Genomic DNA, 18,371 nt, shown 5'->3' with positions numbered 1-18,371 from the left:
CAGATTTTTTTATTAATTAAATTGGCTTAGATCTGCCTAAATCTGCAGAATCTGCGTGAAAATTTTTAGCCACAGATTAAAAGATTATCACTGATTATAATCCTTTTTAATCCTAAAAATCTGTGGCAAAAAAAATAATTTGTGGATTCGTGTAATTCGTGGCAGAAAAAATTTATTGATTATATTTGTTTTTACACTACAAATTTCCATGTTTTGAAAAAAGTACTTCCGATATTCTCCTATATATTACATCCGATTTTTATATCGTTATATGCAACTTTGTTTTACCTATTTTACAAAGACGATATTTTCAGTACAAACGAAAAGTATTTTGTCTTAATTCAGATTTTGGTCATTAACGTCATTGTTCCTGTCTTATTTTATCTATTGTTAAAATCGACTGGGCATGTAAAATCAATAATGCTAAGTCAGACTTCAGAACGAACGATTCCGCTTATTCTGCAATGCTTCCTGTATATTTTATTAGTTAAAAGAAGCATCATAATTACGCGTTATCCAGAGCTTCATTTCTTTTTTCTTGCAGCATTATTCAGTACTATTTTAGCACTGGTATGTGTACTGTTCAAGACAAAAGCAAGCTTACATATGGTTGCTATCTCAGGTTTAACGATTTTTGTTATCGGATTAAATATTCATCTTCAGCTTCATAATCCGTATTGGCCCGCTTTACTTATTTTATTATCGGGAATTGTGGCCTCATCCCGTTTAGAAATGAATGCGCATACTTCTAGGGAAATATTAATTGGATTGTTTGTTGGAATAATGCCGCAGCTTCTATTTTTATATTTGTGGCTATAAAATGTAAAAGATCAATCCTGCATTTAAGGTTTTCATATTGATTTTTTCGCCAGACAAAGTAGTTGCCGAATTAAACAAAGGGCTTAAACCATAATAGATGTAAACATTCCAAGTGTTGTATCCCGCCGAAAGATATGGGCCGTACTGAAATTTATTGATATTATCGTTATTCTTAATTCTATATGTCGTTTCTCCATCATCAAGAATAGAGGAACTTGAAAACACATAACTCAATTTTATACCACCATAAATACGCCAGAATTTAGTGCTCTCGAAAGTCGAATTACGCCATCTAAATTCTATTGGAAGATCTACAGAATATTGTCGGTAACGATTAGAAACAAATTCTCCATAACTGTTAACTCCATATATAATTGCACCTGAAGCATCCTCAGAAATCGTTAAATTTTGATAATAATTCTGATAACTCAATCCCAAACCCGTAGCAATAGCAATAGTTCTCGATTTATTAACCGGCATATCGCGTAAGAAACCTCCCGAAAGCCCAAGAGAAAACTTATTCTGTTTGAAATTAACTGGAATATCAGTAAACATATTATAAGTAACCGAAAAATAAAACTGATCTTCTCGATACAAAGAATCTATTTTTACAACTGGTTTTATCTCAGGCTTAACGTCTTCTTGTGCAAAAGAGTTAAAAAAAGTGAGTAAAAATAAGCAGCTAAAAATAATTCGCATATCGTAAATTGGGTTTAAAAAGAGGATTTTAAAATAAACGTTTTTATGTGTTTATTTATTTCATATACAAATATAATACAATGCTTTTAGCAACACTAAGAAATGCAAATATTCTTATTTTACCTGCTAATAAAATTAATTGCTGCATATTTTTCAATAAATCGGCTGGAAAAACCAAAAATAAATGAATTATCTTTTTATGTTTTATACCTTTGCAGTAAATGAAGAAAAAACAGCTCATACTAAGTTTATCTTTTGCTGTCACGATATTGTTCTCAATATTGTTTCAGTCTATACATAGTTATGAGCATATTGTAAGGCAGCTTTCAGAAAAACAGTGCCATCATAATTATAATGATCCGAACGGCGAAATAACGCATCAGCATCATGATTATGACGTTTGTTTTGTTTGCCATTTTGCTTTTGAATCTTTTATTCTTCCACAAGATTTCTCTTTTGAATTTCGTTCATTTGATAGAGAAACCCCATATTTCTTCCCCTCTTCAGAGAAGATTTTTTCAATTTCGACCACTTCGTATTTCTTACGGGGACCGCCTGCCGCTATAGTTTCTTAAGTTTCGATTATTCGAAAAAATAGCACATTTCTTTTAATTTAAATTCAAATAACATTGAGTTTCCTAATCCTATTTTTATCCATTAGGATCAGAATGCTTTATTGTTGGCTTTTGGTTTTTCATTCGAAGAAAAAAATCCATTTAACTATAGCATCATTTTCAAATGAAAAAATTTATAATAGCCCTTATTTTAGGGTTTTCGAGCATACTTACTGCTCAAAATTCGGTTTCTGGAACCGTAACCGACAATCAGAATAATCCATTACCTGGAGTTTCTGTTTATGCTCCAGAATTACATAAAGGAACTACAACAGACGCAAACGGAAAATACGAATTGAATAATCTTCCAAATGGAACTCTACGTATTGCTTTTACTTATGTTGGATATGCCAACCAAAACAAAACGATTGCTAAATTATTAAAGCAAAACACACTAGATATTGTTCTTGAAGAATCTATTTTAGAAATGGATGAAGTAGTGGTTTCAACGCCTTTTAACAAACTGCAATCGCAAAACGTAATGAAGATTGAGCACGAAAGCATTAAAACATTACAGCAAAAAGGAACTTCTACTTTAATTGAAGGTTTGGCAACAATTCCTGGAGTTTCTCAGATTTCTACAGGAACTTCTATCGGAAAACCTGTAATTCGCGGACTTAGCGGTAATCGTGTTTTGGTTTACTCTCAAGGCGTTCGTATAGAAAATCAGCAGTTTGGAGACGAACATGGTTTAGGTTTAAACGATGCGGGAATAGAAAGTGTTGAGGTTATTAAAGGCCCAGCTTCTTTATTGTACGGTTCTGATGCTTTGGGAGGTGTTTTATATTTCAATCCTGAAAAATTTGCTGATGCCGGCGATTTTAAAGCTAATTTCAGTCAAAAATATTTTACAAATACGCAAGGAAGCAATTCGTCTATCGGATTGAAAACTTCTACCGATAACTGGAAATTCTTAGCGCGAGGAAGCTACAACACGCATTCTGACTACAAAATTGCTGACGGCGATCGCGTAACCAATTCACGCTATAACGAAACTGATTTTAAAACGGGAATCGGGTACAGCAACTCTACTTTTTCTAGTGTTGTAAGATATAATTTTAACAAACTGGACATTGGAATTCCAGAAGATGGAATTGCAGAACAATCTTCGAGCAAAAACACTCAATTTCCGAGACAAGGAATTTACAATCATTTATTAAGTTTGAATAATGTGATTTTCTTTGAAAACTCAAAACTAGATGTCGATTTAGGATATATCGCTAATGATAGAAGCGAATTTGAAGATAGCAACGAAGCTTCTCTTCACATGAAATTGAATACTTTTAATTATAATGCGAAATATCATTTTCCTAAATTCGGAAAAATTGAAACTATTTTTGGTGTTCAAGGAATGCATCAGACCAACAAGAATTCTGGAGAAGAATATTTAATTCCAGATGCCACAACGAATGATTTTGGAGTTTTTGGAACTGCAAATTACGAATGGGACAATAGCGTTATTCAAGCCGGATTGCGTTTTGATAACAGAAACATCACTTCTATCGCACACGGAATTGAAGGCGAAGAAGGCTATTTTCAAGCTTTAGATCGCTCTTTTGATAGCTTTAACGCTTCTTTAGGTTACAAAACAAAATTTGCTGAGCCTCTAACTTTTCGTTTGAATGTAGCAACAGGATTTAGAGCGCCGAATTTGGCAGAATTGACTTCAAACGGTGTTCATGAAGGAACCAATCGTTACGAAATTGGAAATGCAAATCTGAAAACAGAACAAAACGTTCAGACTGATTTGAATTTAGAATATAAAAACTCGCATTTTGAGTTCTTCGTAAACGGATTTTACAATCACGTAAACAACTATATTTACACTTCGCCAACAGGAGAGGTTTTAGAAGACAATGATGTTTTTGCTTATATTCAGGATAATGCACAGTTGTACGGTGGAGAAGTTGGTCTTCATTTTCACCCTCATCCGTTAGATTGGTTGCATTTTGAAACGAGCTTTGAAACGGTTACTGGTAAAAAAGACAACAAAGATTATCTTCCTTTGATTCCTGCAAATAATTGGAATAATACGCTTAGAACTGAATTTAATATCAAAAATTGGTTGAGCGAAGGTTTTGCTTCTTTGAATGTTTCTTCTACTTTCAATCAAGATAATGTAAGCGGTTTCGAAACAGCTTCTAAAGGTTATACTTTGGTGAATTTAGGTTTTGGAGGAACTGTCAAACTAGGAAAAACGGCTTTCGACCTTAACCTTAATGGAAACAATTTGTTTGATAAAAAATATATTGCACACCTTTCTAGATTAAAAACAGACGGTATTCCGAATATTGGAAGAAATATCGTTTTGGGGGTTAATTTTAATTTATAACTTTAAATTTAACCGCAAAGAGCGCAAAGTATTACGCAAGGTTCGCTAAGTTTTATTTTATAAAATGACGATTAAAAGATTCTCGCAAAGACGCCAAGCCGCAAAGAAATTTTAAAACTTTGCGCCTCCGCGTCTTTGCGAGATTAATTCTGCGTGCTTTGCGTAAACTCTTTGCGTTCTTTGCGGTTAGTAACACAACAATCTCACAAAAAGCGCTATTTTTGTTACAACAGATAAAAACTAATTATGAAGAAAACATTTTTATTAATGGCACTTACAACTGCAGGGGTTTCGTTTGCCCAAACTAAATATCCCGAAACCAAAAAAGGAGAAACTGTTGATGTTTATTTTGATACTAAAATAAGCGATCCGTACCGTTGGCTAGAAGATGATAAGTCTGCCGAAACTGGTGCTTGGGTAAAAGCTGAAAATGAAGTTACTTATGCGTATTTAGATAAAATTCCGTTTCGCGAAGAACTTAAAAAGCGAATGGAAAAACTTTGGAACTACGAAAAGATTGGAGCTCCATCTAAAGAAGGAAAATTTACTTATTACTCTAAAAACAATGGACTTCAGAATCAATCTGTTGTTTACAGAAAAGATGCAAATGGGAAAGAAGAAGTTTTCTTAGACCCAAATACTTTTTCTAAAGACGGAACAACTTCTCTTGGCGGTCTTGACTTTTCTGAAGACGGAAACAAAGCGGCTTATGCAATTTCTGAAGGCGGAAGCGACTGGAGAAAAGTAATCATCATAGATGCGCTTTCTAAAAAAGTTGTAGAAGATACTTTGGTAGATGTGAAATTTAGTGGTGTTTCATGGTACAAAAATGAAGGTTTCTACTATTCTAGTTATGACAAACCAAAGGGAAGTGAATTATCTGCTAAAACAGATCAGCACAAATTATATTTCCATAAACTGGGAACTTCTCAAAAAGAAGATAAAGTAATTTTTGGAGCAGATCAAAAAAGAAGATATGTGGGCGGATATGTTACTCAAGACAATCGTTATTTGGTAATTACAGCTGCTAACTCAACTTACGGAAATGAATTGTACATTAAAGATTTGACAAAACCGAACAGTCCAATTGTTACAATCGTAGACAACTTTAACAGCGATAGCAATGTTATCGAAAACGAAGGAAGCAAATTGTTTATAGAAACCGATTTTAACGCTCCTAACAAACGTGTTGTAACGGTTGATGCAGCAAATCCGAAACCAGAAAACTGGAAAGATTTTATTAAAGAAACCAAAGATATCTTATCTCCTTCAACTGGTGCTGGCTATTTCTTTGCTAATTACACAAAAGATGCTGTTTCATTTGTACAGCAATATGATTACAACGGAAAATTGATTCGTGAAATAAAACTTCCTGCTGTTGGAACCGCAGGCGGATTTGGCGGTAAAAAAGAAGATAAAATTTTATACTACAGCTTTACTAACTATACAACTCCAGGGAGCATCTATGCTTTGGAGCCAAAATCTGGTAAATCTGAAGTGTATCAAAAACCAAAAGTAGATTTCAAAAGCGAAGATTATGAATCTAAACAGGTTTTCTATACGTCAAAAGACGGTACAAAAGTTCCTATGATTATTACATATAAAAAAGGAACAAAATTAGATGGTAAAAATCCAACTATCCTTTATGGTTATGGCGGATTCAATATTTCTTTAACTCCAAGTTTCAACATTGCAAATGCGGTTTGGTTGGAAAACGGAGGTATATATGCTGTAGCGAACTTAAGAGGAGGCGGTGAATATGGTAAAAAATGGCACGATGCGGGAACAAAACTTCAAAAGCAAAACGTATTTGATGATTTTATTGCTGCTGCAGAATATTTAATTGCTCAAAAATATACTTCTTCTGATTATCTAGCTATTCGCGGAGGATCTAATGGAGGTTTATTAGTTGGCGCAACTATGACACAGCGTCCAGATTTAATGAAAGTAGCTTTACCAGCTGTTGGGGTTATGGATATGCTTCGTTACAATGCTTTTACAGCAGGTGCAGGATGGGCTTTTGACTACGGAACTGCTCAAGACAGCAAAGAAATGTTTGAATACTTAAAAGGATATTCGCCAGTACACAATGTAAAAAAAGGAACTCATTATCCTGCTACAATGGTAACTACTGGAGATCATGACGATCGTGTTGTTCCTGCGCATAGTTTCAAATTTGCTTCTGAGTTACAGGAAAAACAAACAGGAGAAAATCCGGTTTTAATTAGAATTGATGTTAAAGCAGGACACGGAGCAGGAAAATCTGTTGCAGCTACAATTCAGGAAAATGTAGACATCCAAGCTTTCACGCTTTACAATATGGGTTTCAAAGCTTTGCCTAAAAAGTAAGACTTTAAGCTTAATTTTTTTAGCCACGAATTCACGAATTTAATTTTGTGAATTTGTGGCTTTTTATTTTGATTGAGTTTGAGAATTTTACCGCAAAGCACGCAAAGTTTTTTTATCAGTTTGATTTTGTAAAAAAAAAGCAAAGTTCGCAAAGCTTTATATTGAACCAGCTTTGCGAACTTTGTTTTTCTATAAATATTCTAAGTATAAAAACTTTGCGTGCTTTGCGGTAAAATTAAATCTACTAAATCTGCAGGAAAAATAAATTCGTGGAAATTAGTAGAATTCGTGGCAAACCTTTTTTAAATTTGAGAAACTTAAAACCTAAACCATGAAAATTATAAAATGGGGAATTATTGGCTGTGGAAATGTAACCGAAGTTAAAAGCGGACCAGCTTTTCAGAAAGCTCCAAATTCGGCTTTAGTTGCGGTTATGCGAAGAGATGCGACTCTTGCTGAAGATTACGCCAAACGCCATAATGTTCCGAAATGGTATTCTAACGCTGAAGATTTAATAAATGATCCAGAAGTTGATGCTGTTTACATAGCTACTCCTCCATCTTCTCATAAAGAATACACTATTTTATGCGCCAAAGCTGGAAAACCTGTTTACGTAGAAAAACCAATGGCTTTGACATTTGAAGAATGTAACGAAATGATTAGCGCTTGCAAAGAGCATAATGTTCCTTTGTTTGTTGCTTATTATAGAAGGGCTTTGCCTCGTTTTTTAAAAATTAAAGAAATAATCGATCAGGGAAAATTAGGAACTATTAGACACGTAAATTGTGTTTTGTATCATCCTTTTGAAGCACGTTATGATGACGAAATCAATCTTCCTTGGACGGTTCTGCCACATATTTCTGGAGGTGGAATTTTTGTTGATCTTGCCTGTCATACTCTAGATTTTCTAGATTTTGTTTTAGGTCCGATAAAATCAGTTCGCGGACATGCCACTTCTCAATTAAAAGCCTATCCCGCCGAAGATGCTGTTTCAATGTCATTTTTATTTGAAAACGGAATTCACGGATCTGGTTTATGGAATTTTGCGAGTTTTGAACGTTATGATAACACTGAAATTGTAGGCGATAAAGGTAAAATCTCGTTTTCTACTTTTGGTAATGATCCCGTTCATATTCAATATGTAAATGGCGAAAAAGAAAGTATTACAATAGAAAATCCGCTGCACATTCAACAGCCGTTTATTGAAACTGTTATTGCTGATCTTTTGGGCAATGGAACTTCTCCATCTAAAGGAACTTCTGGTGCAAGAACAACGTGGGTTATTGATCAAGTTTTGAAGGAGTTTAGAGAAGCTTCTAAATAATATTCTAGAGTCATTGCGAGGAACGAAGCAATCACATTTTGCATATCAATATTTGACATTAGGTGTAGTGTGATTGCTTCGTTCCTCGCAATGACAAAACAAAAAAAGAGGATATTCTTTCGGAATATCCTCTTTTATTAACTATAAATTGGAATAAATTATAGGCTGTATTTGATACCTAAAGTTAATCCTAAACCAGAAATTCCAACATAAGAACTTAACTCGTCCATTGGTTTTGTTTGATCAACACCATTAGGGTTTGTTAAACTATTATTTGAAGTTGTAGTTAATTTATCCACATAGTTAGTATGAGTTGCAGCTGTTGAAGCCACTCTAAAATTAGTAGTTGTATTTAATTTATCTACCCCATTTTCAGTGTAAACTTCAGTTTCTTTAGTTTTTCCGTGAACTGTAAAGTTGCGATATTCTAACTCCGCGAAAGCAGAAATATGTTTTCCTAATTTATAAGATGTCCCTAAAGATGCCATGAAACCTAATGTTGGGTTTGGTTTTACTACGTCTTTAGAGTAAGCATCAGTTTTAGCAACTTGGTTTGCTCCCACGAATGTTGTATATTCTCTATTTGTTTTAATATCTAGTGTACCATGAACCGGAACAATAACACCAACTTTAGTATAAGGCTCAAAACCATGAGCTTCTCCCAAAAACATTACAATTGCAGGAGCTAAATCAAAAGCCTTAATTTCTCCTTCAGCTGTAAAGCTTAAATAGGTTACTGGTACAGTTGCGCTAGGAGCTGGAGTTACCATTCTATTTGTTGTTTGAGCCATAGTTTTCTCATTGCTTATATAGTAGTTTGCAGACATTTCTACTCCTAAACGAGTTGAAAAACGGTAACCAGCAGTAATTCCACTTCTAAAACCTTGTCCAAAAGAACCTGTTACACTTTCTCTAGAAACTAATCTATTAGCTCCTAAAGTACCTTCATAAACATCTCTATTTGGCAATTGCCCCCCAACAACTGGAAATTCAGTTGAAGCTGTTTGGTTAAAATAAGAAGCTCCCAATTTAAAATACCAGCTTTCTGGTTTATCTGCTTTTTCTGTTGTCTGCGCTACTGAAGCCATAGAGCAAACTAATAATCCTAATAAAAATAGGTTCTTTTTCATAATTCTGATTTATTGATTTATACAAACTTAGAACATTTTAACATATTCCTACAGTTTGAAAGGTTAGACTTGGAACGAAAACGTTGTAATTTTGGGCAATATTACTAAAAAACTATTATGCATGCATATTTTTAACATAAAAAATTAACATGTGTTTAAATTTTAACTGTTAATTTTTTAGTTCAATTTAAAATTAATCTGCATTTTCTCTAATTCCTGCAATAATTCAGTTGAAATTTTAACCTTCAAACGACGACTCGGCATGGTTAATTTGGTGACTACTTTTATCTCTTCGACCTCATTTACCTCTTGAATCTTAGTGTCTTCCATCGCAGTATCTTCATTTTCATTTTCTCCCTCAAAAACAGCATCATCTGAATCAAAATCTGTTGGAGTTTCAACCTCAACCAATTTTTTTATTTTTTCTAATTCCATGATTTCAAAAGTCACAGAATTCTCTCCTTTGTATTCAGCAAACAAATGACTCAGCTTATGAATAAATTCAGGATGAAGATCTTTGATATTTAACAGAACTATTAATTTCTTAGCGAAAGCTTCTAAAATATCCTGCAATTGTCGAATCTCCACAAATTGCATTCTAGGATCTGACTTTTTACCTGTATCATGGTTTACCCATCCGTCTTTGATCAATATTTTTAAAAAGGCAAAATTGTTCTGAATTAAGAAGTGGCGGAATTTTAAATATTCCTCTCCAAAAATCTTAAACTCGTAACTTTCATCATACCCTTCTAAGTTGAAAGCCGCCCATCCTTTTCCGTTTTTGGCTACACGATGCTGTACGTTATTGATAATTCCGGCAAAGTGCAAATTCTTTCCAACATATTCATTCATACTCTTTAAAGCTTCCAATCGAGCATTGCAGAAGTATTTCATTTCAAATCTAAAATCGTCAAGCGGATGTCCAGAAATGTAGATTCCGACAACCTCTTTTTCTTTAGCCAGTTTTTCCATTGTACTCCAATCTTCACATGCAGGAATAATTGGCTCTGCAATTTGCACTTCGCTGGCTTCTCCAAACAAACTTACTTGTGATGAATTTTCATTTTCCTGAAACTTTGATCCATACCGAATTGCTTTTTCATAAAATGTAATTCCGTCGCCATCATCATGAAAATATTGTGCTCTGGTTGTTCCTTCAAAAGAGTCGAAACCACCAGCAAGTACTAAGTTTTCAATCGCTTTTTTATTGGCCGCACGCAAATCAATTCGCTTCGCCAAATCAAAAATCGATTTATATCTTCCATCTTTTCTATTTTCTACAATGGTTTCTACAGCTCCAGAACCTACACCTTTAATCGCTCCCATTCCGAAACGAACAGCATAATCATCATTTACTGTAAATTTATAGTACGATTCGTTTACGTCTGGACCTAAAACCTGCAATCCCATACGTTTACATTCTTCCATGAAGAAAGAAACCTGTTTGATGTCGTTCATGTTATTCGAAAGTACCGCTGCCATGTATTCTGCAGGATAATGCGCTTTCAAATAAGCGGTTTGGTACGCAATCCAAGCATAACAAGTCGAGTGCGACTTGTTGAAGGCATAACTCGCAAAAGCTTCCCAGTCCTTCCAGATTTTCTCCAGAACTTTTGCGTCGTGACCTTTTGCGGCAGCTTGCTCCACAAACTTAGGCTTCATTTTATCTAGTACGTCTTTTTGTTTCTTACCCATCGCCTTACGCAAAACGTCGGCCTCACCCTTTGTAAATCCTGCTAAAGACTGAGACAAAAGCATTACCTGCTCTTGGTAAACGGTAATTCCGTACGTTTCAGATAAATATTCTGCACAGGCATCTAAATCGTATTTGATTTCTTCGTCACCATTTTTTCTTCGAACGAAAGACGGAATGTACTCCAAAGGCCCTGGACGATAAAGTGCATTCATGGCAATTAAATCTCCAAAAACCGTTGGCTTCAGATCTTTCATGTATTTCTGCATCCCGGGTGACTCGTATTGGAAGATTCCAACAGTTTCACCTCTTTGGAAAAGCGCATATGTTTCTTCGTCATCAATTGGAAAATTATCTGGATCCAGATCAATTCCAACCCTATATTTTACCAGTTTTACGGTATCTTTTATCAGCGTAAGGGTCTTCAGACCCAAGAAGTCCATTTTCAGCAATCCGGCACTTTCTGCCACCGAGTTATCGAACTGTGTTACATATAAATCGGAGTCTTTTGCTGTCGTTACGGGAACATAGTTTGTAATATCCGATGGCGTAATGATAACCCCACAGGCGTGAATTCCCGTATTACGCATCGATCCTTCCAGAATTTTTGCCTGCTGAATGGTTTCTCCTGCCAAATCATCTTCATTGGCAATCGCGATTAATTCTTTTACGTTATCAAATTCGTCAGAACGAAGCGCTTTTTTAACCTCATCTTCACTCTCAGAAATAAAACGCGCCAAATTCCATTTAGAAGGCATCATTCCTGGAATCAGTTTCGCAATTCTATCGGCTTCAAATAAAGGTAAATCCAATACACGCGCCGTATCACGAATCGCCGATTTGGTTGCCATTTTACCATAAGTGATAATCTGAGCAACCTGTTTTTGACCATATTTGTTGATTACATAATCCATTACACGTCCACGACCCTCGTCATCAAAGTCGATATCAATATCGGGCATCGATACACGGTCAGGATTTAGGAAACGCTCAAAAAGCAAATCATATTTAATTGGGTCAATATTGGTAATTCCCAGACAGTATGCAACGGCAGAACCCGCTGCAGAACCACGACCAGGCCCTACTGATACGTCCATTTTTCTTGCCTCAGCGATGAAATCCTGTACAATCAAAAAGTAGCCCGGATATCCTGAGTTTGAAATCGTCATTAACTCAAAATCCAAACGTTCCTGAATCGATTCGGTAATTTCACCATAACGTCTTTTGGCACCTTCCATCGTAAGGTGTCGCAAGTATTTATTTTCCCCTCTTACACCGCCATCTTCTTCATCTTCGGGAACCATAAACTCGTCAGGGATTTCGAATTTCGGAAGTAATACATCACGATACAATGAATATCCTTCAACCTTATCTATAATTTCCTGAATATTGATAATCGCTTCAGGTAAATCGGCAAAAAGTTTTTTCATCTCGTCTTGCGACTTGAAGTAGTATTCCTGATTTGGAAGTCCGTAACGGTAACCGCGTCCTCTTCCAATAGGTGTTGCCTGCTTTTCACCATCTTTTACACAAAGTAAAATATCGTGCGCATTGGCATCTTCTTTATTTAAGTAATAAGTATTATTAGTTGCAATTAATTTGACATTATGCTTTTGCGAAAATTCAATGAGGGTTTTGTTAACGCGATTTTCGTCTTCCTGATTGTGGCGCATAACTTCTAGATAGAAATCTTCGCCAAATTGTTCCTTCCACCAAATTAAAGCTTCTTCGGCTTGGTTTTCACCAATGTTCAGAATTTTACTCGGAATTTCTCCGTATAAATTCCCAGACAAAACCATAATATCTCCTTTGTATTGCTCGACAATCTTTTTGTCAATTCTCGGCACATAATAAAATCCTTCGGTATACGCAATAGAAGCCATTTTGGCCAAATTGTGATAACCTGCTTTATTTTTAGCCATCAAAACAACCTGATAACCGTTGTCTTTTTTACTTTTATCTAAATGGTTTTCACAAATATTAAATTCACAGCCTACAATTGGTTTTACTTCGGTTTCTGTTGGTTCTTCACCAGCTTCAACCAAAGCTTTATTTTTTCCAGAAGCCGCTTTGTTGTGGTTCATTACAGCACTCACAAAATGGAAAGCCCCCATCATGTTTCCAGTATCAGTCATGGCAACGGCTGGCATTCCGTTTTTGGCAGCAGCAGCTACAATATTTCCAATTCCGATAGTCGATTGAAGTACCGAAAACTGCGTATGATTGTGCAAATGTGCAAATTTTGCTGCTTTGAAATCAGCTTTATCTTCTTCTGAAACAACGGTCTGCTGACCTTCTCCAGCTAAAGCTTTAAGCTGTTCTCTGATTTTATCAGATGCTGCTTTTAAATTAATGTGTTTTAAACCAATTAACTTAAATGGCTCCGCATTTCTTTCCTGAAATTCTTTGAAATATTCTTTCGGAACATCTAATTCTTCTTTTGTAAAAACTTCTCTTCTAACCAATTCAAGGAAACAACGCGTAGTTGCCTCAACGTCGGCAGTTGCGTTGTGCGCTTCCGCGAAAGGCTGATCGAAAAGATAGCTGTGTAATTCGGTCAAAGTTGGAAGTTTGAATTTTCCTCCACGACCTCCAGGAAGCTGTAATAATGAAGCCGTAACTTCGGTACAAGTATCCAGAACAGGCATTGAAGCCATTTGAGACTCCACTCCCATTCTATGGAATTCGGCCCCCATAATATTAACGTCGAAACCTAAATTTTGTCCAACGATAAATTTGGTTTTGCTTAAAGCAATATTGAATTTCTCCAGAACTTCGGCCAAAGTGATTCCATCGGCTTCAGCCAATTCAGTTGAAATTCCGTGAATACGTTCGGCATCATACGGAATATTAAATCCTTCTGGTTTTACCAAATAATCCTGATGTTCGATGAGCTGTCCCATTTCGTCATGAAGCTGCCACGCAATTTGTATACAGCGAGGCCAGTTATCAGAATCGGTTATTGGGGCATCCCAGCGTTTTGGTAATCCGGTTGTTTCGGTATCGAATATTAAATACATAGAGTTGTAAAAGTCAAATTTTAAAGATCCAAATCTCAAATCTTACACATTGCAAAACATTGACAACATGAAACATAACAAAATGCGAAATGAAAAATGGAAGGAAGTCAAATTTACGCTTTTTTTAGAGAAATAAAGAAGTGAAAGTTGTTAACAAAAGCATTTTTAACATGATTATGAAAGAGCGCCAAAAACCTTAAAAAGTACATTTAATTCCATTATTTTCTCTTAAAAACTTCAATTATTCATTTTGGATACTCATTGCACCAAAATGAACACTTTTAAGCTGTACTGTATCCTGAACTTTGCTTCATCAAATTAAAACAATTAAAAAGTAATAATCATGAAAACAATTTTTATCACAGGCGCATCATCAGGTTTAGGAAAAGCAACAGCAAAATTATTCCACGAAAAAGGATGGAACGTAATTGCCACAATGAGAACTCCTGAAAAGGAAACAGAACTTTCTCAATTAAAAAATGTAACACTTTTGCCATTAGACGTTACCAATTACGAACAGATACAGACTACAGTTCAAAAAGCTATTGAATTAAGCGATATTGACGTTGTTTTTAATAACGCGGGATATGGATTAATTGGGCCTTTGGAAAGTCTTTCTGACGATCAAATTACAAAACAATTAAACACTAACTTATTGGGAGTAATTCGAGTTACCAATGCTTTTATTCCGTATTTCAGAGAAAGAAAAAACGGTTTATTTATCTCTACAACTTCTATCGGCGGATTAATCGCTTTCCCTTTAGGGTCTGTCTATCACGCAACGAAATGGGGATTGGAAGGTTGGAGTGAAAGTATGGCTTACGAATTAAATCCGTTTGGCGTACATATTAAAACGGTTTCTCCAGGCGGTATTAAAACTGAATTTCTGCATGGCTCTCTTGATACAGGAGCAAAATCCGAATACGAGGCCATGACAAACAGTATGTTTGCAAGTGTCGACACTATGTTTGAAATGGCATCAACCCCAGAGCAAATTGCCGATGTAGTTTATGAAGCTGCAACCGACGGAAAAAATCAATTAAGATATGTTGCCGGAGAAGACGCAAAAGCACTTTACAAACAACGATTAGAATTAGGCGCTGAAACTTTCCGCACCGAATTTGGAAAACAGTTTCTTGGAGCATAATAACTCCTAATAAGCCTGTCCAAAAAGCTTTCAATATTCTTTTTTTAAGCTCCAGCGGAGCGAAATATTTATAGAAATTCAATTATGAAAGTGCAAAATAGCTCCAGCGGAGCGACATATTTATTGCAATACAGATGTCGCTCCGCTGGAGCTCTGCTCTCAATAATAAATATGATTCCTATAAATATTTCGCTTCTCCGAAGCTGATCTTTCATAAATCAAAGAGCTTATTTAATACTTTTTGGAAAGCCTCATTAGTCTTTTAATTTTCTTATTTTTATATCATGGAAAAGAAAAACAATAATCCGGAAAAAATCTCTTCTATATCACAGTTTCATGACCTACTTCGATTGCCAAAACCGCTTCATCCAATGGTGAGTTTGGTAGACAACACACAATTGGTCATTAATGGAGATTTAGCGAATCATGCCTTTTTGCTTGATTTCTATAAGGTATCTTATAAGTTTTCCACTAATGGCAAAATGGGCTACGGTCAAGGTTATTACGATTTTAATGAAGGCGGACTCCTGTTTGCTTCTCCCAATCAGTTAATCTTTACTGAAAATGAAGAAGGTGCTGAATATGGCGGCTATACACTTTTATTCCATCCTGATTTTATTCGAAATTACCCTTTAGGAAAAAGCATCAAAAAATATGGTTTCTTTTCTTATGACACCAATGAAGCACTGCATCTTTCAGATAGTGAAAAAACAATTATTATTGGATTATTAAAAAGTATCGACAACGAACTTAACACGGCAATTGACGAGATGAGTCAAGATGTGATTGTTTCTTATATCGATGTTCTGCTGAATTACAGCAATCGTTTTTACAAACGTCAATTTATTACCAGAAAAACCATCAGCCACGATTTGTTATTAAAGGTCGAAGAAACTCTGGATAACTATATCAGTAATGCAGAAACCCTAAAAAGAGGATTACCTACGGTAGAATTTCTGGCTTCACAGATTAATGTTTCGAGCCATTATCTCAGCGATATGCTTCGTAATTTAACTGGATTAAATGCGCAACAGCATATTCATTCGAAATTAATAGAAAAATCAAAGGATTTCCTCATTACCACCAATCTTTCTGTTGCAGAAATTGCTTATCAATTAGGTTTTGAATATCCTCAGTCGTTTAGTAAATTATTCAAAAAGAAAACCAATCTTACTCCATTAGAATTTAAAAATTCATTGAATTAATTTTCAAAAATACTGCTCTCAAAAAATCAGTTTTTGCCTCAAAAAATCATAAAATTTCATAAAAATACACTTCTTGGATGTCGTAGTATTTAGATGATTTATTGAATCTAAATAACGTCCTAAAAACTCTTTTAAAAGCCTTCAAAAACCAACAAAGCATTCTTTTTGCAAAGAAATCAAAACTAACAATTATTACTATTTTTATGTATTTTGTTAGATTTTTTCAATCAAATTCTTATATTTTATATTGATTTTGAGATAAATTTGCAAACTATTAAAACAAAAAACAACCAAGAAAAATTAAAGCCGAAAAAGAAAAAACAAATCAGTTTCTTAATCATTTTTCTTTCAAATTTTAGTCTACAAAAGCCGTTTGGCAATTTGTAAATTAGTTTGGGTATCGTATATAATGAAATATCGAAATTGACGCTTTTTTATCTTTTTTTACTTTTGTTTTGCTATTATAATGAACAGGAAATTGCTGTGGTTATAGAAATTACAATTAAAAAAAATAAAAAATGAGTAAGACATTATTTGACAAAGTATGGGATTCACATGTTGTGCGTAAAATTGAAGATGGACCAGATGTGTTTTTTATTGACCGCCATTTCATTCATGAAGTTACGAGTCCTGTTGCTTTTTTAGGATTAAAATCAAGAGGCGTTAACGTATTATATCCGGAACGTACTTTTGCAACTGCCGACCACAATACACCAACCATAAACCAACATTTACCAGTTCAAGATCCGCTTTCTGCTAACCAGCTTCAGGCTCTTGAAGACAATGCAAACGAATACGGAATTTCGCACTGGGGATTAGGTCACCAAAAAAATGGAATTGTACACGTAGTAGGTCCTGAAAACGGAATTACTTTGCCAGGTGCTACTATCGTATGTGGGGATTCACATACTTCTACTCACGGTGCTTTTGGAGCTATCGCTTTTGGTATCGGAACATCTGAGGTTGAAATGGTGCTTTCTACTCAATGTATTATGCAGCCTAAACCAAAGAAAATGCGTATTAACGTAAATGGTAAATTGAGCAAAGGTGTTGGTCCAAAAGACGTTGCTCTTTATATTATTGCTCAATTAACTACTTCTGGAGGAACAGGTTATTTTGTTGAATATGCTGGTGATGTTTTTGAAAGCATGACAATGGAAGGTCGTATGACGGTTTGTAATTTAAGTATCGAAATGGGTGCTCGTGGAGGAATGATTGCTCCTGACCAAACTACTTTCGATTTCCTTGAAGGAAGATTATACGCTCCAAAAGGTGAAGCTTGGACAAAAGCTGTTGAATACTGGAAAACTCTAAAAACGGATGCTGATGCTGTGTTTGATGCAGAATTAAATATCAAAGCTGAAGATATCGAACCAATGATTACTTACGGTACAAACCCAGGAATGGGAATTGGTATTACAAAACATATCCCAAGTGCAAACCAAGTTGAAGGTGGTGAGGAGACTTACAAAAAATCTTTAGCTTATATGGGCTTCCACGAAGATGACGTAATGATTGGAAAACAAATCGATTATGTTTTCTTAGGAAGCTGTACAAACGGACGTATTGAAGATTTTAGAGCTTTCGCTGAAATTGTAAAAGGAAGAAAAAAAGCAGATAATGTTACCGCTTGGTTAGTTCCAGGTTCTCACGTTGTTGAAGCTCAGATTAAAGAAGAAGGAATTTTAGACATCCTGACTGAAGCTGGTTTTGTATTACGTCAGCCGGGTTGTTCAGCTTGTTTAGCAATGAACGATGATAAAGTTCCTGCAGGAAAATATGCAGTAAGTACTTCAAACAGAAACTTTGAAGGTCGTCAAGGTCCTGGTTCGAGAACTTTATTAGCAAGTCCAATTATGGCTGCTGCAGCTGCTGTTACAGGAAAACTAACAGATCCTAGAGAGCTTTTTTAAAGATTTAGGAATGAAGATTAACGATTTTTGATTTCAGATTTCGATACGCTTCATTAAAAAATCTTCTAAAATTTCAATTTACATTTTACAAAAAAACATTAACGATTACAATTTTAAGATACAACA

10 protein-coding genes are annotated in these 18,371 nt (G+C 35.1%); 7 read left to right on the top strand and 3 right to left on the bottom strand.

Going from position 1 to position 18,371, the window contains the following annotated elements; genetic code table 11:
* Positions 1 to 213 precede the first annotated feature (213 nt).
* The gene (locus tag BSF41_RS11975; RefSeq protein ID WP_253251814.1) at positions 214 to 819 is read left to right on the top strand and encodes a hypothetical protein; all 606 of its coding nucleotides are present in this window, start codon (positions 214 to 216) and stop codon (positions 817 to 819) included.
* On the opposite strand, the gene BSF41_RS11970 is transcribed toward BSF41_RS11975, so the two are convergent.
* Positions 814 to 1,518 (bottom strand): porin family protein, encoded by a 705-nt coding sequence (locus BSF41_RS11970; protein WP_095929724.1) that lies wholly within the window; start codon positions 1,516 to 1,518, stop codon positions 814 to 816. The genes BSF41_RS11975 and BSF41_RS11970 overlap by 6 nt on opposite strands.
* Before the next feature lie 738 nt (positions 1,519 to 2,256).
* On the opposite strand from BSF41_RS11970, the gene BSF41_RS11960 reads away from it, so the two are divergent.
* The 3 genes from BSF41_RS11960 (at position 2,257) to BSF41_RS11950 (ending at position 8,137) form a co-directional block, all read left to right on the top strand.
* Positions 2,257 to 4,464, top strand: a complete 2,208-nt coding sequence (locus tag BSF41_RS11960; RefSeq protein ID WP_095929722.1) for a TonB-dependent receptor — start codon at positions 2,257 to 2,259, stop codon at positions 4,462 to 4,464.
* Between the two features lie 246 nt (positions 4,465 to 4,710).
* Entirely contained in the window at positions 4,711 to 6,813 is a 2,103-nt protein-coding gene (locus BSF41_RS11955; protein WP_095929721.1) for a prolyl oligopeptidase family protein, read from the top strand.
* Between the two features lie 331 nt (positions 6,814 to 7,144).
* Positions 7,145 to 8,137: a Gfo/Idh/MocA family protein gene (locus BSF41_RS11950; protein WP_095929720.1), complete on the top strand. Its 993-nt coding sequence runs from the start codon at positions 7,145 to 7,147 to the stop codon at positions 8,135 to 8,137.
* A 158-nt stretch (positions 8,138 to 8,295) separates the two neighbouring features.
* Here BSF41_RS11950 and BSF41_RS11945 read toward each other — a convergent pair whose 3' ends face one another.
* Together BSF41_RS11945 and dnaE are read right to left on the bottom strand one after the other, a co-directional pair.
* Positions 8,296 to 9,267: an outer membrane beta-barrel protein gene (locus BSF41_RS11945; protein ID WP_095929719.1), complete on the bottom strand. Its 972-nt coding sequence runs from the start codon at positions 9,265 to 9,267 to the stop codon at positions 8,296 to 8,298.
* Positions 9,268 to 9,444: 177 nt separating this feature from the next.
* Positions 9,445 to 13,980 (bottom strand): DNA polymerase III subunit alpha, encoded by a 4,536-nt coding sequence (gene dnaE / locus BSF41_RS11940; RefSeq protein WP_095929718.1) that lies wholly within the window; start codon positions 13,978 to 13,980, stop codon positions 9,445 to 9,447.
* Positions 13,981 to 14,323: 343 nt separating this feature from the next.
* Here dnaE and BSF41_RS11935 point away from each other — a divergent pair, with 343 nt between their 5' ends.
* From BSF41_RS11935 to leuC, 3 genes are all read left to right on the top strand, one after another.
* Complete coding sequence (locus tag BSF41_RS11935; RefSeq protein WP_095929717.1) at positions 14,324 to 15,127, top strand: SDR family oxidoreductase; 804 nt, start codon at positions 14,324 to 14,326, stop codon at positions 15,125 to 15,127.
* 284 nt (positions 15,128 to 15,411) lie between these two features.
* The gene (locus BSF41_RS11930) at positions 15,412 to 16,332 is read left to right on the top strand and encodes an AraC family transcriptional regulator (RefSeq protein WP_095929716.1); all 921 of its coding nucleotides are present in this window, start codon (positions 15,412 to 15,414) and stop codon (positions 16,330 to 16,332) included.
* A 518-nt stretch (positions 16,333 to 16,850) separates the two neighbouring features.
* Positions 16,851 to 18,245 (top strand): 3-isopropylmalate dehydratase large subunit, encoded by a 1,395-nt coding sequence (gene leuC / locus BSF41_RS11925; RefSeq protein ID WP_095929715.1) that lies wholly within the window; start codon positions 16,851 to 16,853, stop codon positions 18,243 to 18,245.
* The last annotated feature ends 126 nt before the right edge of the window (positions 18,246 to 18,371 follow it).

Source organism: Flavobacterium sp. ACN2, assembly GCF_002303885.1.
Taxonomy (GTDB): Bacteria; Bacteroidota; Bacteroidia; order Flavobacteriales; family Flavobacteriaceae; genus Flavobacterium.
This window is presented reverse-complemented; position numbering and strand designations above follow the sequence as displayed.